The 22,719-nt window shown below is 41.3% G+C and carries 22 protein-coding genes; 20 read left to right on the top strand and 2 right to left on the bottom strand.

What is annotated here, in order from left to right; translation table 11 throughout:
• Nucleotides 1-276 precede the first annotated feature (276 nt).
• Nucleotides 277-1,260 (top strand): Gfo/Idh/MocA family protein, encoded by a 984-nt coding sequence (locus BMI76_RS10095; protein ID WP_075347427.1) that lies wholly within the window; start codon nucleotides 277-279, stop codon nucleotides 1,258-1,260.
• A gap of 357 nt (nucleotides 1,261-1,617) precedes the next feature.
• On the opposite strand, the gene BMI76_RS10090 is transcribed toward BMI76_RS10095, so the two are convergent.
• A complete protein-coding gene (locus tag BMI76_RS10090) occupies nucleotides 1,618-2,877 on the bottom strand; it encodes a hypothetical protein (protein ID WP_075347426.1) in 1,260 nt (419 codons plus the stop codon).
• Nucleotides 2,878-3,167: 290 nt separating this feature from the next.
• Between BMI76_RS10090 and purD the strand changes: the two genes are divergently transcribed.
• From purD to BMI76_RS10035, 11 genes are all read left to right on the top strand, one after another.
• Complete coding sequence (purD, locus tag BMI76_RS10085; protein ID WP_075347425.1) at nucleotides 3,168-4,433, top strand: phosphoribosylamine--glycine ligase; 1,266 nt, start codon at nucleotides 3,168-3,170, stop codon at nucleotides 4,431-4,433.
• A gap of 191 nt (nucleotides 4,434-4,624) precedes the next feature.
• Nucleotides 4,625-5,116 (top strand): 5-(carboxyamino)imidazole ribonucleotide mutase, encoded by a 492-nt coding sequence (gene purE, locus BMI76_RS10080; protein WP_075347424.1) that lies wholly within the window; start codon nucleotides 4,625-4,627, stop codon nucleotides 5,114-5,116.
• A complete protein-coding gene (gene purK / locus BMI76_RS10075) occupies nucleotides 5,103-6,194 on the top strand; it encodes a 5-(carboxyamino)imidazole ribonucleotide synthase (protein ID WP_075347423.1) in 1,092 nt (363 codons plus the stop codon). The genes purE and purK overlap by 14 nt, the downstream gene beginning before the upstream one ends.
• Nucleotides 6,195-6,204: 10 nt before the next feature.
• Nucleotides 6,205-6,954 carry a hypothetical protein gene (locus tag BMI76_RS10070; protein WP_075347422.1) on the top strand — a complete coding sequence of 250 codons (750 nt, stop codon included), beginning with the start codon at nucleotides 6,205-6,207 and terminating at the stop codon, nucleotides 6,952-6,954.
• Nucleotides 6,955-6,964: 10 nt separating this feature from the next.
• Nucleotides 6,965-7,657: an aspartate/glutamate racemase family protein gene (locus BMI76_RS10065; protein WP_075347421.1), complete on the top strand. Its 693-nt coding sequence runs from the start codon at nucleotides 6,965-6,967 to the stop codon at nucleotides 7,655-7,657.
• Nucleotides 7,658-7,729: 72 nt separating this feature from the next.
• Nucleotides 7,730-8,341, top strand: coding sequence for a CPBP family intramembrane glutamic endopeptidase (locus BMI76_RS10060; protein ID WP_075347420.1), 612 nt, complete (start codon nucleotides 7,730-7,732; stop codon nucleotides 8,339-8,341).
• Between the two features lie 32 nt (nucleotides 8,342-8,373).
• Nucleotides 8,374-8,772 (top strand): SRPBCC family protein, encoded by a 399-nt coding sequence (locus BMI76_RS10055; protein ID WP_075347419.1) that lies wholly within the window; start codon nucleotides 8,374-8,376, stop codon nucleotides 8,770-8,772.
• Nucleotides 8,773-8,913: 141 nt separating this feature from the next.
• Nucleotides 8,914-11,079 (top strand): hypothetical protein, encoded by a 2,166-nt coding sequence (locus BMI76_RS10050; RefSeq protein ID WP_075347418.1) that lies wholly within the window; start codon nucleotides 8,914-8,916, stop codon nucleotides 11,077-11,079.
• A complete protein-coding gene (locus BMI76_RS10045; protein ID WP_075347417.1) occupies nucleotides 11,069-11,386 on the top strand; it encodes a hypothetical protein in 318 nt (105 codons plus the stop codon). Before BMI76_RS10050 ends, BMI76_RS10045 begins: the two co-directional genes overlap by 11 nt.
• Before the next feature lie 23 nt (nucleotides 11,387-11,409).
• Nucleotides 11,410-12,708, top strand: coding sequence for an adenylosuccinate lyase (purB, locus tag BMI76_RS10040; protein WP_075347416.1), 1,299 nt, complete (start codon nucleotides 11,410-11,412; stop codon nucleotides 12,706-12,708).
• Between the two features lie 140 nt (nucleotides 12,709-12,848).
• Nucleotides 12,849-13,763, top strand: coding sequence for a helix-turn-helix domain-containing protein (locus tag BMI76_RS10035; RefSeq protein WP_075347415.1), 915 nt, complete (start codon nucleotides 12,849-12,851; stop codon nucleotides 13,761-13,763).
• A gap of 70 nt (nucleotides 13,764-13,833) precedes the next feature.
• On the opposite strand, the gene BMI76_RS10720 is transcribed toward BMI76_RS10035, so the two are convergent.
• Entirely contained in the window at nucleotides 13,834-14,106 is a 273-nt protein-coding gene (locus tag BMI76_RS10720) for a hypothetical protein (RefSeq protein WP_142355084.1), read from the bottom strand.
• A 7-nt stretch (nucleotides 14,107-14,113) separates the two neighbouring features.
• Here BMI76_RS10720 and ruvB point away from each other — a divergent pair, with 7 nt between their 5' ends.
• The 8 genes from ruvB to rplC all read left to right on the top strand — a co-directional run bounded on the left by ruvB (nucleotide 14,114) and on the right by rplC (nucleotide 22,700).
• Entirely contained in the window at nucleotides 14,114-15,115 is a 1,002-nt protein-coding gene (gene ruvB / locus BMI76_RS10030; RefSeq protein WP_075347414.1) for a Holliday junction branch migration DNA helicase RuvB, read from the top strand.
• A gap of 30 nt (nucleotides 15,116-15,145) precedes the next feature.
• Entirely contained in the window at nucleotides 15,146-15,568 is a 423-nt protein-coding gene (locus tag BMI76_RS10025; protein WP_075347413.1) for a low molecular weight protein-tyrosine-phosphatase, read from the top strand.
• Nucleotides 15,569-15,634: 66 nt separating this feature from the next.
• The gene (locus tag BMI76_RS10020) at nucleotides 15,635-16,015 is read left to right on the top strand and encodes a hypothetical protein (protein WP_075347428.1); all 381 of its coding nucleotides are present in this window, start codon (nucleotides 15,635-15,637) and stop codon (nucleotides 16,013-16,015) included.
• Nucleotides 16,012-17,796, top strand: a complete 1,785-nt coding sequence (locus BMI76_RS10015) for an acyltransferase family protein (protein WP_075347412.1) — start codon at nucleotides 16,012-16,014, stop codon at nucleotides 17,794-17,796. The genes BMI76_RS10020 and BMI76_RS10015 overlap by 4 nt, the downstream gene beginning before the upstream one ends.
• Nucleotides 17,797-18,412: 616 nt before the next feature.
• Nucleotides 18,413-19,897 (top strand): threonine synthase, encoded by a 1,485-nt coding sequence (gene thrC / locus BMI76_RS10010; RefSeq protein WP_075347411.1) that lies wholly within the window; start codon nucleotides 18,413-18,415, stop codon nucleotides 19,895-19,897.
• Nucleotides 19,898-20,128: 231 nt separating this feature from the next.
• Nucleotides 20,129-21,415, top strand: a complete 1,287-nt coding sequence (locus BMI76_RS10000) for an MATE family efflux transporter (protein WP_075347409.1) — start codon at nucleotides 20,129-20,131, stop codon at nucleotides 21,413-21,415.
• Between the two features lie 246 nt (nucleotides 21,416-21,661).
• Nucleotides 21,662-21,970: a 30S ribosomal protein S10 gene (gene rpsJ, locus BMI76_RS09995; protein WP_003067229.1), complete on the top strand. Its 309-nt coding sequence runs from the start codon at nucleotides 21,662-21,664 to the stop codon at nucleotides 21,968-21,970.
• 103 nt (nucleotides 21,971-22,073) lie between these two features.
• Nucleotides 22,074-22,700 (top strand): 50S ribosomal protein L3, encoded by a 627-nt coding sequence (rplC, locus tag BMI76_RS09990; RefSeq protein ID WP_075347408.1) that lies wholly within the window; start codon nucleotides 22,074-22,076, stop codon nucleotides 22,698-22,700.
• Nucleotides 22,701-22,719 lie beyond the last annotated feature (19 nt).

Below are 22,719 nucleotides of genomic sequence, written 5' to 3'. Positions count from 1 at the left end.
CAGCTTTGATGACTAGGTATTTCTTTGACTCTATCATAGTTAGTTCTATTTTCCTCATCTTTCTAGTTTAACAGACGGGACATTTTCACATTCGACCTAGCTAAGACATTATCACTTTCGAATGATATAGATTATTATCCTGATATCTAAAAACATTGCAATTCCTGCAGTAATTGATATAATCCTCTTATAGTATTGGTCATAAGCTAAAGTGCTGATACTGTAGGAGGATTGTCTGCATTCAGTGCAGCTATTATAAGCTAAAAGGAGGTTAAGATGACACAGCCAAAATATTACAACTGGGCAACTTTAGGAACAGGTGTCATTGCCAATGAATTGGCTCAGGCTTTGGAAGGTCAAGGGAGAAAACTCTATTCTGTTGCCAACCGCACTTATGATAAAGGTGTCGCTTTTGCGCAAAAATACGGGATTGATAAGGTCTATGAAACGATTGACGATGTCTTTGAGGATCCAGAGGTTGATATTATCTATATTTCTACCCCGCACAATACCCACATTAATTTTCTGCGCAAGGCTTTGACAAAGGGTAAGCATGTGCTCTGCGAAAAATCAATTACCCTCAATTCTGAAGAATTAACAGAAGCGATTCAGCTGGCAGAGGAAAACCATGCTGTATTAGCGGAGGCCATGACGATTTTCCACATGCCCATTTACCGCAAACTCTCAGAGATTGTAAATTCAGGCAAATTGGGGGAACTGAAGTTCATTCAGATGAACTTCGGCAGTTATAAAGATTACGATATGACTAACCGCTTTTTCAGCCGTGATTTGGCAGGCGGGGCTCTGCTGGATATTGGTGTTTATGCGTTGTCCTTTGTCCGCTGGTTTATGACTTCCAGTCCGAGTCAAATCGCTTCTCAGGTTAAACTGGCACCAACCGGCGTGGATGAGCAGGTTGGAATTCTTCTGACCAATGATGAAGGCCAGATGGCAACCATTGCCCTCAGCCTTCATGCCAAGCAGCCCAAACGCGGAACTGTTGCCTATGACAAGGGCTATATTGAACTTTACGAGTATCCTCGAGGCCAAAGGGCAGTCATTACCTATACAGAGGATGGTCACCAGGAAGTAATAGAAGCAGGTGATACTTTGCAGGCTCTCACTTACGAAATCGCTGATATGGAAAAAGCTGTCGCAGGTATCGAAAACACCATGCATCTGGATTACACGCAGGATGTTATGGCTATCATGACCCAGCTGCGCAGAGAATGGGGTATGACCTATCCTGAGGAGGAATAAGAAAAGAAAACAGTCTCATTAGATGAGGCTGTTTTAGCGGAAGAGATTAAAAATGAGTTAGATTACAAATTAGGAGTGGAAAAATTTCAGGCTTTCGACAAATACGCCGCCGGTTCTATTTTAACTGGCTCAAAAAGCATATTGATGGCACCAGCAATCCAAGACAGCAAAGCCTTGGTTGGCATCTCAAAGGTTTGTGGCTTATCGCGTTGGAAACTATCGGATTATCTGCTAAATCAAAGACGACCAGCTAGTAGTTATCGCTGTCAGCAGCGAACATAGGAAAGATAGATACAAGAAGTGAGCTGAGAGGCTTGCTTTTTTGGTGTAAAAATCTGGCTGTCATTTTTTATGTGATTATCTTTTATGCAGTCTATGACGAAATTTTCTATTGCTTGAGATTATTTTAATATATCCATTTTTAGGATTTTCAAAGAATATGAGGAATAATATTTGTGATATTGCTGCCAGAAAGACCCCTATAATAACACTATACATCACTAAGTTGAGGTAATCATAAAAAGTTTTCAAACCATTTGGAAGAAAAGGAAGAGGTAGCCTTTTTGCACTAATTAAATTTGCTAGTATGTTAATTAAGATTGTTGTATAAAAGAATAAGATGGTTAAAAGATTTTTCAAATCGTGGAACTTATTCAAAAAAATAATCTGTTTTCTTTGATTATTTCTTGTGGAGAAGCTTTGAAAAATAATAGGAATGATGGCCGGTAGGATAAGTGTAATGATATTAGTTCCCTTTTCACCAGGAAGTACAGACAAAAGAAAGGCTACTAAAGAAGTCATGCTAACAAAAATAACTAACATACTAAAAAATACTTTTGTTTCTTTCTTTTTGAACGAATATGTTATAAAAAGCAATATTCTGGCGTATAAGGTTAATAGATATACAAATAAGCTCGCTGCAAGGGATGCTATAGAAAAATTTCTTGGTTCGCTAACTACAGCAATAACTATTAGAAAAATATAAAAAGACAGCAACTCTCCAATAATCAGACATCTTTCTTCAAAGAACAGGGAGAATTTTCTAGATAAAAATTTTATAATAGTAACATATCTTATCGCTGTAAAAATTAGTATAAAAGGTGTGATAAGTATTTTTGGAAGATTGTCAAAATTAAATATAGGAATTAAGATGAGCAGAGAAAGGAGGTCTGTTAAAATATGCACCCAAGGTTTGTGACTTATAAGCCATTGAGTACAAAATATTCCCAATAAATTGAGTAAAAAAATGAATGGATAGTTGAATAAATAGAACGGGTCAATCATTTTAGAAAAATGGTTAGTAAGGTGGCTTAAAGTAGTAAAACATAAGGGCCAAAAGTATAAAAAGAAAAATAAAGCATATCCAATCTTAGAGTATTTTGAATAAGATAATTCCTGACAAAAATAAAATGTGATTATAACTTTAATTATAGCGGCACATGTTATTAATAGATAACTAAGGTTAAGATTAGCCTTCGCAAAGTAAAATATAAAACAGTACCCAATTATTAATAATGTATCAGCTAGCAATAAGATAGAGATGCTAGGAAATAAGTCCTTTTTTCCAATGATTCTTCCAGAAATTTTATAAAAAAGTTTTTTAGTAGTATTTTTCATATATATCTCCGTATCTAATAATGTAATAGAGGTATTGTACTTTATTATAATTCAAATATCAACGTGAGCAAGTAATATGCGAACAAATATGTTATAATAGTCCTGTATAATTCGTAAAATGAAAGGAATTGAACTCGGGCGGAAAGCGGAGGATTTAGAGTCACAGTTGTTTTAGCTTTAGTTGGTTGCAGATGTGGCTGCTTTAAGGTGCGAGTCGGCTTTTGTGCAGGCACAAGGCGCTGATTCCCTAAAATTCTGCTGCTTTTCTGTTCGCTCTTGGTATCTTAGCTATGAAACTTTTGGTTGTTGGTTCTGGCGGTCGCGAGCATGCGATTGCCAAGAAGCTGTTGGAGTCTCCGCAGGTGGAGCAGGTCTTTGTTGCTCCCGGAAATGATGGCATGACCCTTGATGGGTTGGATGTGGTTAATATCGGAATTTCCGAACATTCCAAGCTGATTGACTTTGCTAAAGCAAATGACGTCGCTTGGACCTTTATCGGTCCTGATGATGCGCTAGCGGCTGGCATCGTTGATGATTTTAATCGGGCTGGGCTTGAGGCTTTTGGTCCGACCAAGTTAGCAGCGGAGCTGGAGTGGTCTAAAGATTTTGCTAAGTCCATCATGGCCAAATACGGCGTTCCGACAGCAGCCTATGGCACATTTTCCGACTTCGAAGAAGCCAAGGCCTACATCGAAAAGCAGGGCGCTCCTATCGTGGTCAAGGCGGACGGCTTGGCGCTGGGCAAGGGCGTGGTCGTGGCAGAAACCGTGGAGCAGGCGGTCGAAGCGGCGCACGAGATGCTGCTGGACAATAAGTTCGGCGACTCCGGTGCGCGTGTGGTTATCGAAGAGTTCCTCGATGGTGAGGAGTTCTCCCTCTTTGCCTTTGTCAACGGCGATAAGTTCTACATCATGCCTGCGGCGCAGGACCACAAGCGGGCCTATGACGGTGACAAGGGGCCAAACACAGGCGGTATGGGTGCCTATGCGCCGGTGCCTCACCTGGCTCAAAGCGTGATCGACCAGTCGGTTGACACCATTGTCAAGCCAGTGCTTGAGGGCATGATTGCCGAGGGGCGTCCTTATCTGGGCGTGCTTTACGCGGGACTTATCCTGACCAAGGACGGTCCCAAGGTTATCGAGTTCAACTCCCGTTTTGGCGATCCTGAGACCCAGATTATCCTGCCGCGCCTGACTTCTGACTTTGCGCAGAACATCACGAACATTTTGGCTGGCAAGGAGCCTGACATCACTTGGCTGGATGCGGGTGTGACCCTTGGTGTGGTGGTCGCTTCGGATGGCTATCCGCTCGCCTACGAAAAAGGCCTGCCTCTGCCAGAAAAGACTGACGGCGATATTATCACCTACTATGCAGGGGCTAAGTTTACTGAAAATGGCAAAGCATTGCTATCTAACGGCGGCCGTGTCTATATGCTGGTCACCACAGCCGACAGCGTCAAGGCTGCGCAGGACAAGATTTACAGCAAACTTGCCGAACAACATACGGAAGGACTATTCTACCGTACCGACATCGGCAGCAAAGCCATTAAAGACTAGATAAAATAAGGGTGAGCGTAAGCGAGCCCTAAACTCGACAATCACCGCCGTTGTGAAAGAACGATTAGCCAATAAAGCTAATCGTTCAGGGAAATCGGAAGACCCTAGGCTTCCGATTTAGGCATGAGACACCTTTGGTGGCTGCTGCCGTCCCCACAACCTAAGGTGATTGTCAAAAAAGGAAGAATGTTATGAAAAAACCAATTATTTCCATTATCATGGGCTCCAAATCCGACTGGGCAACCATGCAAAAAACAGCTGAAGTTTTAGATAAGTTCGGTGCGGCTTATGAGAAAAAAGTTGTCTCTGCCCACCGCACACCGGACCTCATGTTCAAACATGCAGAGGAAGCACGCGACCGCGGTATCAAGGTTATTATTGCCGGCGCTGGCGGTGCAGCCCACTTGCCGGGGATGGTAGCAGCCAAAACAACGCTGCCTGTTATCGGTGTGCCTGTCAAATCACGCGCCCTCTCAGGGCTTGATTCACTCTACTCGATCGTGCAAATGCCGGGCGGCGTGCCTGTGGCAACCATGGCCATTGGGGAAGCGGGAGCTACCAACGCTGCCCTGACTGCCCTGCGAATTCTCTCGGTTGAAGATCAAGATTTGGCAGCAGCGCTAGCACATTTTGCAGAGGAACAAGGAAAAATCGCGGAGGCCTCAACAGATGAGCTCAACTAAAACCATCGGTATTATCGGCGGCGGCCAGCTGGGTCAGATGATGGCTATCGCGGCGATTTACATGGGGCACAAGGTGGTGACGCTGGATCCGACGGCGGACTGTCCTGCTTCGCGCGTGTCTGACATGATTGTGGCACCTTACGACGACGTGGATGCTTTACAAGAATTGGCTGCGCGCTGCGATGTGCTGACCTATGAGTTTGAGAATGTCGATGCCGACGGACTGGACACGGTCATCAAGGCCGGTCAGCTGCCGCAGGGGACTGATCTGCTGCGCATTTCGCAAAACCGTATTTTTGAAAAAGACTTCCTTGCCAACAAGGCCGGCGTGACGGTCGCTCCTTATAAGGTTGTGACTTCCAGTCTGGACTTGGAGGGTTTGGATTTGGGCAAGACTTACGTCTTGAAAACGGCCACAGGCGGTTACGATGGCCACGGTCAAGCAGTCATTAAAACCAGCGACGATTTAGCTGCCGCCAGCCAATTAGCCAACTCTGCCGAGTGTGTCTTGGAAGAATTTGTGGACTTTGACCTTGAAATCTCGGTCATCGTGTCAGGCAATGGCAAGGACGTGACGGTTTTCCCCGTTCAGGAAAATATCCACCGTAACAATATCCTCTCAAAAACCGTTGTTCCAGCTCGCATTTCTGACCAATTGGCTGAAAAAGCCAAGCACATGGCCGTGCAAATTGCCCAAAAACTCAAGCTCTCAGGCACCCTCTGCGTGGAAATGTTTGCGACGTCTGATGACATCATCGTCAACGAAATCGCTCCGCGCCCTCACAACTCAGGGCATTACTCTATCGAAGCCTGCGATTTTTCACAATTTGACACCCATATTCTAGGCGTGCTCGGCGCACCCCTTCCAGAAATTCACCTCCATGCGCCGGCTGTCATGCTAAATGTCCTCGGCCAACACATGGAAAAAGCCAAAGCCTATGTTCACGCCCACCCTAGCGCCCACCTCCACCTTTATGGTAAACTAGAAGCCAAGCGCAACCGCAAAATGGGACACGTGACCGTGTTTAGTGGTGAGCCGGATGAAGTGAGGGAGTTTGGAGAAGGGATGGAATTTTAGGAGGAGAAGTATGATTAAATATTTTAGGGAAAATTTTAGGATATTCATCTTTTTATTCATATTAATCATTTTGTTGGGGCCAATATTTTCTGTTGTTTTATCTTTTATCTCAAAATATTTGAATTCTAGTTTAGGGGATTGGTTAAGTTTTTATGGTAGCATATCTGGCATTGTTATATCAGTACTAGTAATACATTTTCAAATATCCCAAGAAAAACACAGAGAGTTATTAAAATATCATCCAGAATTTGTTTTAAGTTATGATTACCAGCTTATAAAACCTAATTGTAGAGTATATTTCGATGACAAACATTGGTATTATCTTGTAAAAAAGAATCAAAAGAATCAGTTTGTTGAACCGAATGGCTTTGAAAAATCCTATGCATCGGATAATAAAAGAGATAAAATTTGCTCGGTTGAAATTGTAAATGTTCAACCCGTTTTCAATCTTCATATAATATTTGGAGAGAATGAAAGTTGTGAAATTATACCAAAACTGGATGTGGATCAAAAAATATATATAATTTCAAAGGCACATCAAAATGAAATACAGACACATTTACTTGAAGGTAAAGCAAATTTTGAGCATGTCCCTAACAAAGTTACGATTTATTTCACGACCTTAGCAGGAGAGATTAATAGTTATATTTATCAGATTGATAGTAAGGGATACTGTAGTCTTACGAAAAAGAATTATGGAGTAGGCTATCCTAAAAATTTAACAGCTCCTCGTATATGTGATTATTTTTTGAGCAAGTAGAAGGAATTAAATGAAAACAATCGGTCTTATCGGCGGTATGAGCTGGGAGAGTACGACCACTTATTATCAGCTCATCAACGAAACAATCAAAAAAGAGCTTGGCGGTCTGCATTCGGCTAAAATTCTGCTTTACAGTGTTGATTTTGCGGAGATTGAGCACTATCAAGCCAGCGGCGACTGGGCTAAGAGTGGGGAAGTGCTGAGCCAAATTGCTCAGAAGCTGGAGCAGGCTGGTACAGACTTCATTGTCATCTGCACCAACACCATGCACAAGGTGGCTCCGCAGATTCAGGAAAAAATTACCATCCCGATTCTGCATATTGCGCAGGCGACTGCCGAGACTTTGCTTGAAAATGGCATTCACAAAGTCGGTCTCTTGGGCACCAAGTACACCATGACCCAAGATTTTTACAAGGATAAACTGCTTGAAGCAGGGCTCGAAGTGCTGATTCCAGACCAAGCAGGTATTGCTGAAGTCAATCGAATCATCTATGACGAGCTGTGTCTGGGAGACATCAAAGACAGCTCCAAGCAAACCTACCTTGCCATCATTGATGATTTGAAAAATGCTGGCGCAGAAGCCGTTATCCTAGGCTGCACAGAGATTGGCCTCCTAGTCAAACAAGCAGACACAGACCTCCCCCTCTATGACACAACAGCTATCCACGCGGAAAAAGCCGCACGATTAGCGGTGAATGAATAAATTAGAAAGGGACCTGTGACCATTTTGACAGCAGATGCTGAAGTGGTAGGATAGGTATCAGGAGGTTAAAAGATGGGACTATTTATCTCAAAAGTAATCAGCAGCCTTTTAGAAATAGTGTTATTTGCTATCATTCCATTTATTTATTGGTTTGCTATAGATAGAAAACACTCTGCTTTTCTAGATTGGTTAGGATTTAAGAAAGTCAGTAAACATGATTTTAAACAAGTTTTTGTGCCCCTACTGGTGATGACAGTATTATTTTTGCTCATTTCTCTCTTTATTTTATTCCGCTTAAAGGGAGTGTCAATGGCGACAACCGTTTTTCGAGGCGGTGGTTTTAAGGTTCTGCCTGCTATTCTGATTTATGGAATCTTTAATACCGCCTTGCCGGAAGAATTGTTTTTTAGAGGATTCTTATTGAAGCGTCTTATGCAAAAGCTGGCCTTTCCTTTGGCTAATACCATCCAGTCCTTGTTTTTTGCTTTGATACATGGTTTCATGTTTTTGAAGGTGCTGGATGTTGGTTCAATAATGATGATTACAGGCTTTGTATTTGCTATTGCTTATGGAATGGGCTATATCAACGAAAACAAAGCTCAAGGTTCCATTGTGCCAAGTTGGCTTATCCATGCAATAGCTAATATTTTTTCAGGCCTATGTGCTGCGTTTATGTTGATTTAGTAGCAAGCTAGATGTTAAATAGGAGCAAACTTATGGTAAAATCTAATAGGAAAGCAAGTTTTCCCTATCCTGTTGATAAGGTCTGGGAAGTTGTAACAGACTTATCAAATCAAATCTGGAGAAGTGATCTTGGTCAATTTGAAAAGATAGATGATAGCCATTTTATTGAGTACACCCAAAATGGCATTCAGACAAATTTTAAGGTGACCAAAGTTGATTTGTACAAGCTCTGGGAACTTGAGTTTGAAAACAAAAATCTCCAAGGCACTTGGATAGGACAGTTTGATTATCATGATGAGCAAACCGTTCTGGATTTTACAGAAGATGTCACTGTTAAAAACGCTCTCCTGTCACCATTTGTCTGGCTTTATTTAAGAAAGCAACAAAAACAGTATTTCCGAGATTTAGAAAAAGCGCTGGAAGTTAGATAGTAAGAACAAAACTGCAAAATGGGATATGTGATGGTGGTAGTGATAAGCTAGATAAGGCGAGGGAGTTTGGGAAACAGTATATAAAGTAATTATTAATATAGATTATTTCCCATTCGCTATAATTATAAGGAACAAACTAGAATGAAGAAAATTGATCTACACATTCATACTCAGGCTTGTAAGCAAGGAGATGGGAAGAAAAGAAGAATCTCCCCTGAAGATTTTGTAAAAAAAATGAAGGAAAATGATGTTGAAGTTTGTTCAATAACAAATCATAATAAATTTGATATTGAAGAATTTAATCAAATTCAGAGTATTGATAATGAATTGACGATTTTTCCTGGTATGGAAATTGATGTTGGTTTTCCAAATAATCAACATAGACATGTTATTGTTGTTGTAAGTCCAGATAAAAAGGAACAATTTGACACTGTTTTTGATGAACCTTCAAGGGATTACGATTCTTTCAAAATAGATTACAAAGAATTTATTTCTAAAGTGAAGACTTTTTCAAATTCGGAAATTATCGTTATACCACATTTCTATTTAAAAGATAAAGACAGAGGAATCACCGTTGAAGACGCGGAACGACTTAGAGGTGATTTAGAAGGCTATATCGTAATACTAGAACCAAAGAGTTTGCAGGCAATGGGCATAATAAATTCTCATAACGATTTAGCGCTATTTGGTAGTGATGTGAAAGATTGGTCAAAATATGATGAAATTGTACTTCCAGAAATTAAATATAAAGTGGATACTTTTGCAAAGTTTTATAAATTGGCAGAGAATCCATCGTTATTTATAAAAAGCATATTAGAAGATACAAAAAGTTATTCAGTTTTACAAAGTGATGCTCCACAAGATTATAAAGAGTTAACGCAGTCAGTTGAAATATTTGAAGATATAAATATTATTTTTGGTGAAAAAGGTTCAGGTAAAACTATCTTTGTTAAAAATTATATCTTTCCTACACTAAAAAATTTAGGAAAGGATGTTTTTTTGCATGAAGGAAAAGATTATAAAATTGAATATCAAACTATTATTGATGAATTAGGTAATAAAGTAGTAATTGATGAAGAATTAATTGGTGAAATAAGTGAAGTTATAAAATCTATACTAAATTATTCGGAGTTAAATAAATATGATGGTCTTCAAAAGATAGTAGACTTTAGAAGTTCTGAGTTAAAAAATAAAAATGCAGCTAGAATTTATAAGCGGGATGCAAGAGTATCGGCTTTGGCATATTCAGAAGATATTCAAAGTGTATTGTCAAAAACGAAGTCAAGCTTTAAAAAAATTGATGATGTTATCAAAATTAATAACGAAACAAAAAGAATAAAAAAAGAAGAACAATTGGAGTTGAATAATCGATTAAATTCTTTAAAAAAAGACATTTTAATAAACTCAAAAGAGCAAATTCAACAGGCTTTTTCGAATAAGGGTATTATCAATTCAATTGACAGTATAAAAGAAAGTATTAAAAAGCAAACAGGGACAGATTCTGCACCAACTCATCTTGGCTTTGCTGAGCTAGTTAGAAAAAGATTGAATCGAATAAAAAATAATGAGCATCTTTTGTCTATGTTTCAAGAAGTTGAAGAAGAGCAAGTAAATAAACTAGGAGTTTTACCACAAAAAGGGGAAGTGAAATTAAAAACAGAGATAAAAGTTTTAACGGAAGATGAGACATATAGAAGTGATTCTGGCTTTGATAGAAATGGTATAGTTAGTAGAAGAGCATTAATAAAAAAATTTAACCATTTCAATATGGAATCGGATTTTCATAATATAAATGCGTATTTTAATGCAGAAGAGAAGCAAACAGATATAGATGATTTTGTTTCAAAAATTGTCAAGCGTTTTAACACAGTTGTTTTAATTGATAATAACGGGGGTCAAAAAAGTTATAATCCTTCTGAAGGAGAACAAGCTATATTATCAATTAGTGCAATATTAGAGAATAATCAGCATGACTTTTACATTTTTGATGAAATTGAGAGAGGGTTAGGTAACTATTATATTAGTTCGTATTTAATTCCTAAAATTAAAGAGTTACGAGATCGAGGAAAAACAATTATTATTTCAACTCATAACGCTAATATAGCTATTAATACTCTTCCAAGTCAGACAATATATTGTGACTATGATTTTGCAAATGATTTGCCAGTATTTTATGTAGGAAATATGTATAGTAATCAATTAATTAATGCAAATTCAAAATCATTAAAATGGGATGATATTGCTCTCAAACATTTGGAGGGAAGTGAAGAGATGTTTACAAATAGAAGGGATATATATGGAATTTAAGAAACAAAAAATGCAACTTGAAGAGTCTGAAGAAGATAGGAAATTAATTCTGAAAAATGTAGAATTAGATTGTATTATAAATCTAGAGGATTCCGAAACAAGTGATTTAAAAATATTCTTTGATAAAATTTTTGAATACGTCATTGATAAAGAGGAACTTTTAGAATTTGAGTTAGAAGTTTCGACAGATAAAGTACTTTTCAAAAATGTAGCAGAAGACCTAATAAAGCAAATCAATGCTGAAATTAGAGATTCAGAACAAACTTTTTCTGAGATTCTTCAGTTTAAGACATCAATTCAAAATTGATATATAAGTAAGGAGCAACATACATGATTACACGTTATTCACGCCCTGAGATGGCGTCTATTTGGACAGAAGAGAACAAGTACCGTGCTTGGTTGGAGGTGGAAATCCTCGCTGACGAGGCTTGGGCTGAGTTAGGTGAGATTCCTAAGGAGGATGTGGCCAAGATTCGTGAGAAGGCGGATTTTGATGTTGACCGCATTTTGGAGATTGAGCAGCAAACCCGCCACGATGTGGTGGCCTTTACCCGTGCGGTGTCTGAGACCTTAGGTGAGGAGCGCAAGTGGGTGCACTTTGGCTTGACCTCAACAGATGTGGTGGACACGGCTTACGGCTACCTCTACAAGCAGGCTAATACCATCATTCGCAAGGATTTGGACAATTTTCTGGCTATCATCGCCGATAAGGCTAAGGAGCACAAGTTCACCATCATGATGGGGCGTACCCACGGTGTCCATGCGGAACCAACGACTTTTGGTCTCAAACTTGCGACTTGGTACAGCGAAATGAAGCGCAATATCGAGCGTTTTGAACATGCTGCCGCTGGTGTGGAAGCTGGGAAAATCTCTGGTGCTGTTGGAAACTTTGCCAACATTCCGCCCTTTGTGGAAAAATATGTCTGTGACAAATTAGGCATTCGTCCGCAAGAAATTTCAACCCAAGTCTTACCGCGTGATCTGCACGCCGAATACTTTGCGGTGCTTGCCAGCATTGCCACATCAATCGAACGTATGGCGACAGAAATCCGCGGCCTGCAAAAGTCTGAGCAGCGTGAGGTGGAAGAGTTCTTTGCCAAGGGCCAAAAAGGGAGCTCAGCTATGCCCCACAAACGCAACCCTATCGGCTCTGAAAACATGACGGGCCTGGCGCGCGTGATTCGCGGTCACATGGTGACAGCCTATGAAAATGTGTCCCTCTGGCACGAACGTGACATTTCCCACTCATCGGCTGAGCGCATTATCACGCCTGATACAACCATTCTCATTGACTACATGCTCAACCGCTTTGGCAATATTGTCAAGAACCTTACCGTCTTCCCAGAAAACATGAAGCGCAACATGGGCTCTACCTTTGGTCTCATCTTCAGCCAGCGTGCCATGCTGACCTTGATTGAAAAAGGCATGACCCGCGAAGAGGCTTATGACCTTGTTCAGCCTAAGACCGCGCAGTCTTGGGACAATCAAGTGGACTTCAAACCGCTGCTGGAAGCAGACCCGGAAGTGACTTCCCGTCTGACTCAAGAAGAAATCGACGAAATCTTCAATCCGGTTTACTATACCAAACGTGTAGATGAAATTTTCAAACGTATCGGCTTGGAAGATTAACAGACTGCAGAAAACTGTGACAAAGGTCGCAGTTTTTTTGCGTTTGCGGATTTAAAAGAACAAAAATCGGCTGAAATATCTGAAAAATTTGCTATATTATGGACTTATGATAGAATAATAAAAAATGAGAAAGAGATTTTATGTTAGAAGATTTTGGGGAGAGAGTAAAACGGCTGCGGTTGGAAAAGGGACTGACCAAAGAAGTTTTCTGTCAAGATGAGTCTGAGCTGTCCATGCGGCAGCTGACGAGGATTGAGTCGGGCGAGTCGGTGCCCACGCTCAGAAAGGCTGTTTATATTGCGGAGCGCCTGGGTGTAACGCTGGATTATCTGACGGATGGGAGAAATATTGATCTGCCTAACCGTTACAAGGAACTAAAATATCTGTTGCTGAGAACACCGACCTACGGCGATCAGGAAAAGCTGGCTGAAAGGGAGGCTTATTTTGATGAGATTTTTAATCATTTTTATGACACCCTGCCTGAGGAAGAGCAGCTTGTGATTGACGCTCTGCAGTCGAAGTTAGATATTCATTTGAGTCAAAATATTGATTTTGGGGTCGGGATTTTAAACGATTACTTTGATCAGATTTTAATGCGCAAACGCTATCAGGTGAATGATTTAATCATTATTGATCTTTATTTTTCCTGCCTGACCATCAGTGATTTGCGCATGGATATTTTTGATTTGGACAAGTATTATAAGCTGATGCAGGTTCTTTTAAAACAGAGTGATTATCTGCCCGTGGAAGATTTATTTGTGCTGAACAATGTTTTATTAAACAATTTCGGCATTCTCCTTCTTTTGGAAAAATATGACATCATCAAAGAGCTGATTGCAGTTGCCAATGATATTATGATGAGGACTTCTGATTTTCAAAAGAAACCCATTGTCAGTATACTTGAGTGGAAGCATTACCTGTTAGCAGAGAACAATGAAGCAGAAGCCAGAAAAAGCTATGACTCGGCCATTTTGTTTGCGAAATTAACTGAAAATACCACATTAAAAGAAAAATTAGAAAGAGAATGGCAGCAGGATCAGCAAAACAGGACATAGATGTCCTGTTCTTTTCTTCTCCGATACTTTATAATGAATACCATCAAAAAGAAAGGAGAAAAAGTTATGGCTACAATTTTTTCAACCATTTTAAGAGCTCTTGACTGGTGGGGAATCTAGTTTGTGAACACACAGCTAAAACTTCCGGATAAGACTCTTTGATCAGCATAAGACCGCCTAGTTCTCTAACTAAAGAGAGACCAGAAATACTGGAAGCGGTCTTGGGGTCAAAAGGAGAAAGATTTTTGCCTTTCAGCAAAGGTCTTTCTTTTTTTGCAGAGCTTTTTAAATTTTTAGCGGAGGCTGATTTTTGTCTTTTTCTTTTGCCTGCAAGATGATACAATTAAACTATGACTAGAATTTTAGATAATGAGCTTATGGGCGATGAAGAGTTTGCGGAACGAACTCTGCGCCCGCAGTATTTACAGGAATATATTGGTCAGGATAAGGTAAAGGAACAGCTGAAGATTTTCATCGAGGCTGCCAAACAGCGCGATGAGGCGCTGGATCATGTGCTGCTCTTTGGCCCTCCGGGGCTCGGTAAGACCACCATGGCTTTTGTTATCGCAAATGAATTGGGCGTCAATCTCAAGCAAACCAGCGGACCGGCTATTGAGAAGGCTGGTGATTTGGTAGCGGTTCTCAATGAATTAGAACCCGGTGATGTGCTTTTTATTGATGAAATTCACCGAATGCCCATGGCTGTGGAAGAAGTTCTTTACAGTGCCATGGAGGATTTCTACATTGACATTATGATCGGTGCTGGCGAGACCTCTCGCAGCGTGCACCTTGACTTGCCGCCTTTCACGCTGATTGGTGCAACAACACGGGCTGGCATGCTCTCTAATCCTTTGCGGGCGCGCTTTGGTATTACAGGGCACATGGAATATTATACAGAAACCGACTTAACAGAGATTGTAGAGCGAACGGCGGATATCTTTGAGATGGAAATTACCCATCAGGCTTCTCTGGAATTGGCCAGACGCTCCCGCGGGACTCCGCGTATTGCTAACCGTCTCTTAAAGCGCGTGCGTGATTATGCCCAGATCATGGGAGATGGCCTGATTGATGATAAAATTACCGATAAAGCTCTAACCATGCTTGATGTGGATCACGAAGGTCTTGATTATATCGACCAAAAGATTCTGAAAACAATGATTGAAATGTATAACGGCGGGCCTGTTGGCCTGGGAACGCTGTCGGTTAATATTGCTGAAGAGCGGGAAACCGTTGAAGATATGTATGAACCCTATCTCATTCAAAAGGGGTTTATGATGAGAACTCGCAGCGGCCGTGTTGCAACAGCTAAAGCCTATGAGCATCTGGGCTATGATTACATAGAAGACAACTGAGCTGCTTGACAGCTAAAGGGAAGTATAAATATGAAGAAGATTTGTTTTGTTTGCTTGGGAAATATCTGCCGCAGTCCCATGGCTGAGTTTGTCATGAAAGCTGTGGCCTCTGATAATATTGAAATTGCCAGCCGAGCTACTTCCGGCTGGGAGCACGGCAATCCCATTCACCGCGGAACGCAGAGGATTTTCAAAAAATACGATATTGCCTATGATTCTGCTAAAAGATCCCAGCAAATCAGCATGACAGACTTTCGTTATTTTGATTTTATTATTGGTATGGACCGTGCCAATGTCCATGATTTAAAGAAAATGTCAAAGGGGCAGTTTGATGATAAAATCTTTCTCTTTACTGATGGCGGAGTCCCGGATCCCTATTATACAGGCGATTTTGAAGAAACTTACCGCTTAGTTAAAAAGGGCTGTCGGGTTTGGCTGGGGAAAATGGATTAACTGCACCTTGTCATATTTTCAAATTGTAGTAAAATGGCATTATTAATAGGGAATTGAATGGATAAGATGAAGAAGATACAGATAACAAGAGAAAAATTAGAATTATTAGCAGTCATCGTCATCCTTGTATGCGGTTTATCTGTTTTTAGTATTAAATTCGGCAGCAAGGCAACGCTGACTTATGAAAATGGCAAGATTCGTTATACAGGCTATGTTCTCAATCATCGGATGAACGGTCAGGGCAAGCTGACCTATCCTAACGGAGATGTTTATGAGGGAAATTTTGTTAACGGTGTTTTCAGCGGCCAGGGCACCTTTAAGTCCGGCATGGGCTGGTCCTATACCGGAGAGTTCAAAAAGGGTCAGGCTGATGGTCAGGGTAAGCTGATTGCCAAGGACAAGAAAATTTATAAAGGAAAGTTTAAACAGGGAATTTATCAAAAATGAGAATAAAATGGTTTTCTTTTGTTAGAATTACCGGGCTTTTTCTGGTTTTATTCTATCACTTCTTCCAGCAGGCTTTTCCGGGCGGCTTTATTGGAGTGGATGTCTTTTTCACTTTCTCAGGCTATCTGATTACGGCCTTGCTGCTTGATGAGTATGCCCGAAATAAGGCAATAGACCTTTTAGGCTTTTTGCGGCGGCGCTTTTATCGTATTGTTCCGCCTTTGGTTATCATGGTGCTGGTAACCATGCCCTTTACCTTTTTGATTAGAAAAGATTTTGTGGCGGACATTGGCCGGCAGATTGCTGCTGTGCTGGGATTCACGACTAATCTTTATGAGATTTTTACGGGCAGCAGCTATGAAAGTCAGTTTATTCCGCATCTTTTTGTCCATACTTGGAGTTTAGCCATTGAAGTGCATTTTTACCTTTTTTGGGGTATTCTGGTGTGGTTTTTGTCAAGAAAGGTTAAAGATCAGCGGCAGTTCCGCGGGCTGATTTTCCTGATTTCGGCAGTTCTGTTTCTTTTCAGCTTTGCCAGCATGTTCATACGTGCTTTCTTTGTAAGTAATTTTTCAGTCATTTACTTCTCAACGCTGACGCACATTTTTCCATTTTTCCTGGGAGCTATTTTCGCGACAACCTCAGGGATTCGTGAAACAACCAAGCGGTTTAAGAAAAATGTTCGCCTCTGGCCGACAAAGCGCGTGCTTGTTTACATGATCGGCAGTGCGGCTTTGCTCTTTCTGTTAGGCTTTGTACTTGACTTTGATAGTATTATTACTTACCTATTTGGTTTTGGTCTGGCTAGCTTATTTACAGCTGTCATGGTCTATTCAAGCCGTGTTTTGCATGAACAGACGCCTGATTTATCGGAGCCTGCTGCTGTCACTTATCTGGCGGATATCAGCTATGGCATGTATCTTTTTCACTGGCCTTTTTACATTATTTTTGGTCAGCTGATGAGTAACTGGCTGGCAGTTATCTTTACCTTGTTTTTCTCAGTTGTCTTTTCAACGCTTTCTTACTATGTTGTTGAGCCCTATATTGCCGGTAAACGCTCCTCTCTTTTTGGACTGGAAATCCATCTGGATCATTATAAAAAATGGTTTTACGGTTTTGCCGGTCTTTTGACTGCTATCGTTTTGGGTATTACCGTCACTGCGCCGCATGTCGGAGCCTTTGAGACCAGCCTGCTGGTTGATTCGCTTAATCAGGCTGATAACAATATGAACCGAACCCATACGCTTGCTGCCGGTGATGCCGGTGCCATTAGTGATATTACTGTTATCGGTGACTCGGTCACACTGCGCTCCAGTTCTGCTTTTTCAGCAGTCCTGCCAGAAGCGCAGGTTGATGCAGCGGTAAGCCGAAATTTTGAAAGTGCCTATGAGATCTTCCAGAACCATATCACCAACAAGAGTTTGTCCAAAACAGTAGTTCTTGCTGTTGGTGTCAATTCAATTGAGGGATATGAAAATAACATTCAGCAGTTTATCAATGCTCTTCCGGACGGCCATCGTTTAGTCATTGTGACGCCTTACAATACTAAAGACGAGCGTATTCCTGATGTTCGCAGCTATGAGCTAAGTCTGGCTAAAAAGTACAAATATGTTACGGTTGCAGACTGGTATGAAGCGGCTGTTGCGCATTCTGAGATTTGGACGGAGTCTGATGGTGTTCACTATAATGACAGCAGCGATGAAGGGGCGAAACTCTATGTTGAAACCATCAAAAAAGCCATTCAGACGTCTGCTAAAAAACCTGCAAAAGGTGAAAAATAAGCAGTTTCTAAAAGGAATAAATGCCTAAGCGCAGGCAATTGATTCCTCCTTCTATAAATAAAAGCATATCTGCTATAAATCGGCGGGTATGCTTTTTGTTTGTTGTTTCCCGTGTGAATAAATGCTACAGAATAATGCTAGGAAAGCCAATATAAAGCGAAAAAATAAAGAGAAAAGCTGACACCGCTTAGGTCAATCAGTGTCTAAAGCTAACGTTCGATGTCATCTATAATAACATTTACAAAATCTTTAAAAAACTTTTAAAATGGGCTTGCAAAAACAGATTCTTGCGTTATAATATAGGTGACATCAAATGGTAGAAACAGGAGGGTACAGTGCAAATGTCTGCTTTGCTTTACAATGCTTTGGCGGTGGTATGGATTTCCATTGCCGGGGTAGATTCTCGCTGGGGCAACTAAATTTTTTACTCAAAAAGCCGGGAAATTTCCCGGCTTTTTGAGTGTTTTCTAATCAGGCGGCTGCAGAGAAAATAAGTAGTTGGCTAATGATTTAAAGGCGGTTTTAGATTTTTCACCTAGCTGAATAAAGCTGCGCTCTTTTGATATAATTATGGTATAATGCTAAAAAAGCTATCTATAAAAGAAGAGGATGAATCATGACCCTAGTTTATCAATCGACTCGTGATGCCAATAATACTGTGACTGCCAGCCAGGCCATTTTGCAGGGATTAGCTGCAGACGGCGGTTTGTTCACACCTGTTTCTTATCCGCAGGTTGAACTGGGTTTTGAACAGCTTAAAACAGCTTCTTATCAGGAAGTTGCAAAATTAGTGCTGTCCGCTTTCTTGGATGATTTTACCGAAGAAGAGCTGGATTACTGCATTGCCCATGCTTACGATGACAAGTTTGATAGGCCGGAGATTGCACCGCTTGTCAAGCTTAATGGTCAGTATAATTTGGAGCTGTTCCACGGCTCAACAATTGCTTTTAAGGACATGGCCCTGTCTATTCTTCCGTATTTGCTGACAACATCTGCGAAAAAGCAGGGAGTTGATAATAAAATCGTTATTTTAACAGCAACATCCGGTGATACCGGAAAAGCTGCTATGGCAGGTTTTGCTGATGTGCCCGGAACGGAGATTATCGTCTTTTATCCTCACGGCGGAGTCAGCAAAATCCAAGAGCTGCAAATGACCACACAGAAGGGCAGCAATACTCACGTCGTTGCGATTGAGGGGAACTTTGATGACGCTCAGACCAATGTTAAAAAAGTGTTCAACGATGCTGAGCTGCGGGATAAATTGCTGCAAAAAGGAGCCCAATTCTCTTCTGCTAATTCGATGAATGTCGGCCGCTTGATTCCTCAGGTTGTTTACTATGTCTATGCCTATGCACAGTTGGTTAAATCCGGAGACATTCAAAATGGTGATAAGGTCAACTTTACGGTGCCGACCGGAAACTTCGGCAACATCCTGGCCGCTTATTACGCTTATCAGATTGGTGTGCCGGTTGGAAAATTAATCTGTGCTTCAAATGAAAATAATGTACTGACAGATTTCTTTAAAACGGGAACCTACGATAAAAAACGTGATTTTTATGTTACCACCAGTCCGTCCATGGATATTTTAGTCTCGTCAAATTTAGAAAGGCTCATTTTCCATTTATTAGGCAATGATTCTGCTAAAACGAAAGAGCTCATGGAAGCTCTGGCAGAAAAAGGTGAGTATACCTTGGAAAATGCAGACAAAGACATTTTGGAATTGTTCGCAGCAGGATTTGCCAGTGAGACAGAGACGGCTGCAGAAATCAAGCGTGTTTATGAGGACAATAAGTACATTGAAGATCCGCATACAGCTGTTGCTTCTGCTGTCTATCAGGCCTACAAAACAGCTTCGGGGGATCTAAGACCGACAGTCATTGCTTCAACAGCCAGTCCTTACAAATTCCCGCGGGTTACAGTTCAGGCGGTGACCGGCAAGGATTCAGGAGATGACTTTGCAGCTGTCCGTGACCTACACGAGCTATCAGGGGTCGCTGTGCCAGCAGCGGTTTCAGGTCTTGATACTGCTCCGGTTCGCCATCGAAAGGTTGTTGCTGCAGCTGATATGCAAAAAGCGGTTGAGTCTTATTTAGAAATCTAAAGGGGAGGCTGGAATTGGGTTCCAGCCTCTTAACTATAGCTAAAAGTATTGTTCACAAGGATTGTTTTTTAAATAGTAGGAAAAATAGCTTTGTTAAACTGATGGTTTGTCAGTTCTCTTTTGAGTTGGGTGCCTTGATTAGACCTCAAGGTGCTGTTTTAAGGATAGTTATAAAAGGATTTGATGCTGTCAGTTTAGCAGAGACTGTTATGGGTTTTCTTGTATAGGAATATGAAACAAAGAAAGAAAATTATTGGACTTGCGCTGCCCGCTATGGCAGAAAATCTTTTGCAGATGCTGATGGGAGTTGTGGACAACTATCTGGTTGCGCAGCTGGGCTTGGTGGCTGTTTCAGGCGTTTCGGTCGCTAATAATATTATCACTGTTTACCAAGCTGTTTTCATTGCTCTCGGAGCAGCGGTGTCAAGCCTGATTGCTAAGAGTCTGGGTGAACGGGATGCGCTCAAAACACGATTTTATCAAGCAGAATCCATTTTTATAACAATAGTAATCAGTTTGATTTTAGGAGCCCTGTCCTTAGTTTTTGGCCGGCAGATGCTGCGCTTCTTGGGGACGGCTGCTGATGTGACGCAGACGGGAAGCCTCTATTTAGCGCTGGTCGGTGGTTTGATTGTCGCCCTTGGTTTGCAGACAACCTTGGGTGCTGTTTTGCGAGCCCAAGGGAAGGCAAGGCTGCCCATGTACGCTAGTTTTTTGGCCAATGTGCTAAATGCTCTTTTATCGGCAGCAGCTGTTTTTCTATGCCATTGGGGCATTGCTGGCGTTGCTGCTGCCACAGTTTTTTCGCGTTTTGTCGGAGCAGCTGTCCTGGCGAGTCAGCTGCCCGTTGGAACGATTCTGGCGGACATGCGCTTTAAACTGGACAAAAACTTAGTCAATCTTGCCCTGCCGGCAGCCGGAGAGAGGCTGATGATGCGGGCGGGGGATGTTGTCATCGTGGCCATCATCGTTAGATTCGGGACGGAAGCAGTAGCCGGAAATGCAATTGGTGAGACCCTGACACAATTTAATTACATGCCGGGTATGGGAGTTGCCACGGCCACGGTTATTTTGGTGGCCCATTATCTGGGCGAAGGCAAGAAAAGCGAGATTCGGCAAGTTATCAGAGAATCCTATGTTCTTTCTACTATATTAATGCTGTTAATCGGAGCTGTTGTCTTTTTTTGGGGAAGGCATCTGACCCTTCTTTTTACAAGCAATGAAGAAGCTCTTCAGGCCAGTTTGGTTGTATTATTTTATTCCTTTATCGGCGGTCCTGCTACAGCGGGAACCTTAATCTTCACAGCCGTCTGGCAAGGTCTGGGGAAGGCAAAGCTTCCTTTTTATGCTACAACTATTGGAATGTGGCTCATTCGTATTGTCTTAGGCTATTGCCTAGGTATCGGTATGGGGATGGGCTTGTCCGGTGTCTGGCTTGCGACTCTGGCTGATAATATCTTTCGCTGGCTCTTTTTATACTATATGTACAAAAGGGTGTATGTAAAACCGATCAATTAAGTTAAAGAAAAGGGACAGTCTGAGATTGTTTCTTTTTTTTAAAACCCTTTCATGGAAGAAAATGAAAAAAAGTCCTCAAACCCCTTGCAATGCCGCGTTTTATTTGTTATACTAATCGGGTGCTGTAAAAACAGCGTTTAGCTTTGATGCAAGAGGTTGCGACACGCTCGGTTGCATTGCCACGCAAGGGCTGTCGGTTTTCTTGTGGAGCTAGCCTATTATTTTAAATAGACGAGAGGAGAAAAGATGGCAAACAAAAAAATCCGTATCCGTTTGAAAGCTTACGAACACCGTACACTTGATACAGCGGCAGAAAAGATCGTAGAAACAGCGACTCGTACAGGTGCAAGTGTAGCCGGTCCAGTACCGCTTCCTACCGAACGCAGTCTCTACACAATTATTCGTGCGACTCACAAGTACAAAGATTCTCGCGAACAATTTGAAATGCGTACTCACAAACGTCTGATCGATATTGTGAACCCAACGCAAAAAACGGTTGATGCGCTGATGAAGCTTGATCTTCCAAGCGGTGTAAACGTAGAAATCAAACTGTAATCGGTCTGAGCACAAAAAACGCTCGTTAAAAACTTTTTTGAGCATGAAAAACGCTCATTAAAAACTTTTTGAAAACAAAATTAAGAAAAGGAAATATTTTCTCATGACAAAAGGAATCTTAGGGAAAAAAGTGGGAATGACTCAAATCTTCACTGAAGCTGGTGAATTTATCCCTGTTACTGTCATCGAAGCAACACCCAATGTTGTGCTTCAAGTAAAAACTGTTGAAACAGATGGTTACGAAGCAGTTCAAGTCGGTTTTGATGACAAGCGCGAAGTATTGAGCAACAAACCTGCCAAAGGTCACGCAGCAAAAGCTAACACGACTCCTAAGCGCTTCATTCGTGAATTTAAAAACATTGAAGGCTTGGAAGTTGGACAAGAAATCACAGTTGAACAATTCGAAGCCGGTGATGTTGTTGATGTTACTGGTACAACTAAAGGTAAAGGTTTCCAAGGTGCTATTAAACGTCACGGTCAATCACGCGGACCTATGGCTCACGGTTCTCGTTACCACCGTCGTCCAGGTTCAATGGGACCTGTTGCACCAAACCGTGTATTCAAAGGTAAAAACCTTGCAGGACGCATGGGCGGTAACCGTGTAACCATTCAAAATCTTGAAGTGGTTCAAGTTGTTCCGGAAAAAAACGTTATCCTTATCAAGGGTAATGTGCCAGGTGCTAAGAAATCTCTTATCACCATCAAATCAGCAGTCAAAGCTGCTAAATAATAAGGAAAGGGGAAATCAG

Origin of the sequence: Streptococcus sp. 'caviae' (assembly GCF_001937065.1) — a bacterium.
GTDB lineage: Bacteria > Bacillota > Bacilli > Lactobacillales > Streptococcaceae > Streptococcus.
This window is presented reverse-complemented; position numbering and strand designations above follow the sequence as displayed.

What these genes read in the sequence shown, in the direction of transcription:
- BMI76_RS10015 (WP_075347412.1), top strand. Translation starts at nt 16,012, where the DNA reads ATGAGAATAAAATGGTTTTCTTTTGTTAGAATTACCGGGCTTTTTCTG.
- BMI76_RS10090 (WP_075347426.1), bottom strand. Translation starts at nt 2,877, where the DNA reads ATGAAAAATACTACTAAAAAACTTTTTTATAAAATTTCTGGAAGAATC.
- purD (WP_075347425.1), top strand. Translation starts at nt 3,168, where the DNA reads ATGAAACTTTTGGTTGTTGGTTCTGGCGGTCGCGAGCATGCGATTGCC.
- BMI76_RS10020 (WP_075347428.1), top strand. Translation starts at nt 15,635, where the DNA reads ATGAAGAAGATACAGATAACAAGAGAAAAATTAGAATTATTAGCAGTC.
- BMI76_RS10070 (WP_075347422.1), top strand. Translation starts at nt 6,205, where the DNA reads ATGATTAAATATTTTAGGGAAAATTTTAGGATATTCATCTTTTTATTC.
- BMI76_RS10095 (WP_075347427.1), top strand. Translation starts at nt 277, where the DNA reads ATGACACAGCCAAAATATTACAACTGGGCAACTTTAGGAACAGGTGTC.
- purE (WP_075347424.1), top strand. Translation starts at nt 4,625, where the DNA reads ATGAAAAAACCAATTATTTCCATTATCATGGGCTCCAAATCCGACTGG.
- BMI76_RS10045 (WP_075347417.1), top strand. Translation starts at nt 11,069, where the DNA reads ATGGAATTTAAGAAACAAAAAATGCAACTTGAAGAGTCTGAAGAAGAT.
- BMI76_RS10000 (WP_075347409.1), top strand. Translation starts at nt 20,129, where the DNA reads ATGAAACAAAGAAAGAAAATTATTGGACTTGCGCTGCCCGCTATGGCA.
- BMI76_RS10050 (WP_075347418.1), top strand. Translation starts at nt 8,914, where the DNA reads ATGAAGAAAATTGATCTACACATTCATACTCAGGCTTGTAAGCAAGGA.
- ruvB (WP_075347414.1), top strand. Translation starts at nt 14,114, where the DNA reads ATGACTAGAATTTTAGATAATGAGCTTATGGGCGATGAAGAGTTTGCG.
- BMI76_RS10025 (WP_075347413.1), top strand. Translation starts at nt 15,146, where the DNA reads ATGAAGAAGATTTGTTTTGTTTGCTTGGGAAATATCTGCCGCAGTCCC.
- BMI76_RS10060 (WP_075347420.1), top strand. Translation starts at nt 7,730, where the DNA reads ATGGGACTATTTATCTCAAAAGTAATCAGCAGCCTTTTAGAAATAGTG.
- rpsJ (WP_003067229.1), top strand. Translation starts at nt 21,662, where the DNA reads ATGGCAAACAAAAAAATCCGTATCCGTTTGAAAGCTTACGAACACCGT.
- purK (WP_075347423.1), top strand. Translation starts at nt 5,103, where the DNA reads ATGAGCTCAACTAAAACCATCGGTATTATCGGCGGCGGCCAGCTGGGT.
- BMI76_RS10055 (WP_075347419.1), top strand. Translation starts at nt 8,374, where the DNA reads ATGGTAAAATCTAATAGGAAAGCAAGTTTTCCCTATCCTGTTGATAAG.
- purB (WP_075347416.1), top strand. Translation starts at nt 11,410, where the DNA reads ATGATTACACGTTATTCACGCCCTGAGATGGCGTCTATTTGGACAGAA.
- BMI76_RS10035 (WP_075347415.1), top strand. Translation starts at nt 12,849, where the DNA reads ATGTTAGAAGATTTTGGGGAGAGAGTAAAACGGCTGCGGTTGGAAAAG.
- thrC (WP_075347411.1), top strand. Translation starts at nt 18,413, where the DNA reads ATGACCCTAGTTTATCAATCGACTCGTGATGCCAATAATACTGTGACT.
- rplC (WP_075347408.1), top strand. Translation starts at nt 22,074, where the DNA reads ATGACAAAAGGAATCTTAGGGAAAAAAGTGGGAATGACTCAAATCTTC.
- BMI76_RS10065 (WP_075347421.1), top strand. Translation starts at nt 6,965, where the DNA reads ATGAAAACAATCGGTCTTATCGGCGGTATGAGCTGGGAGAGTACGACC.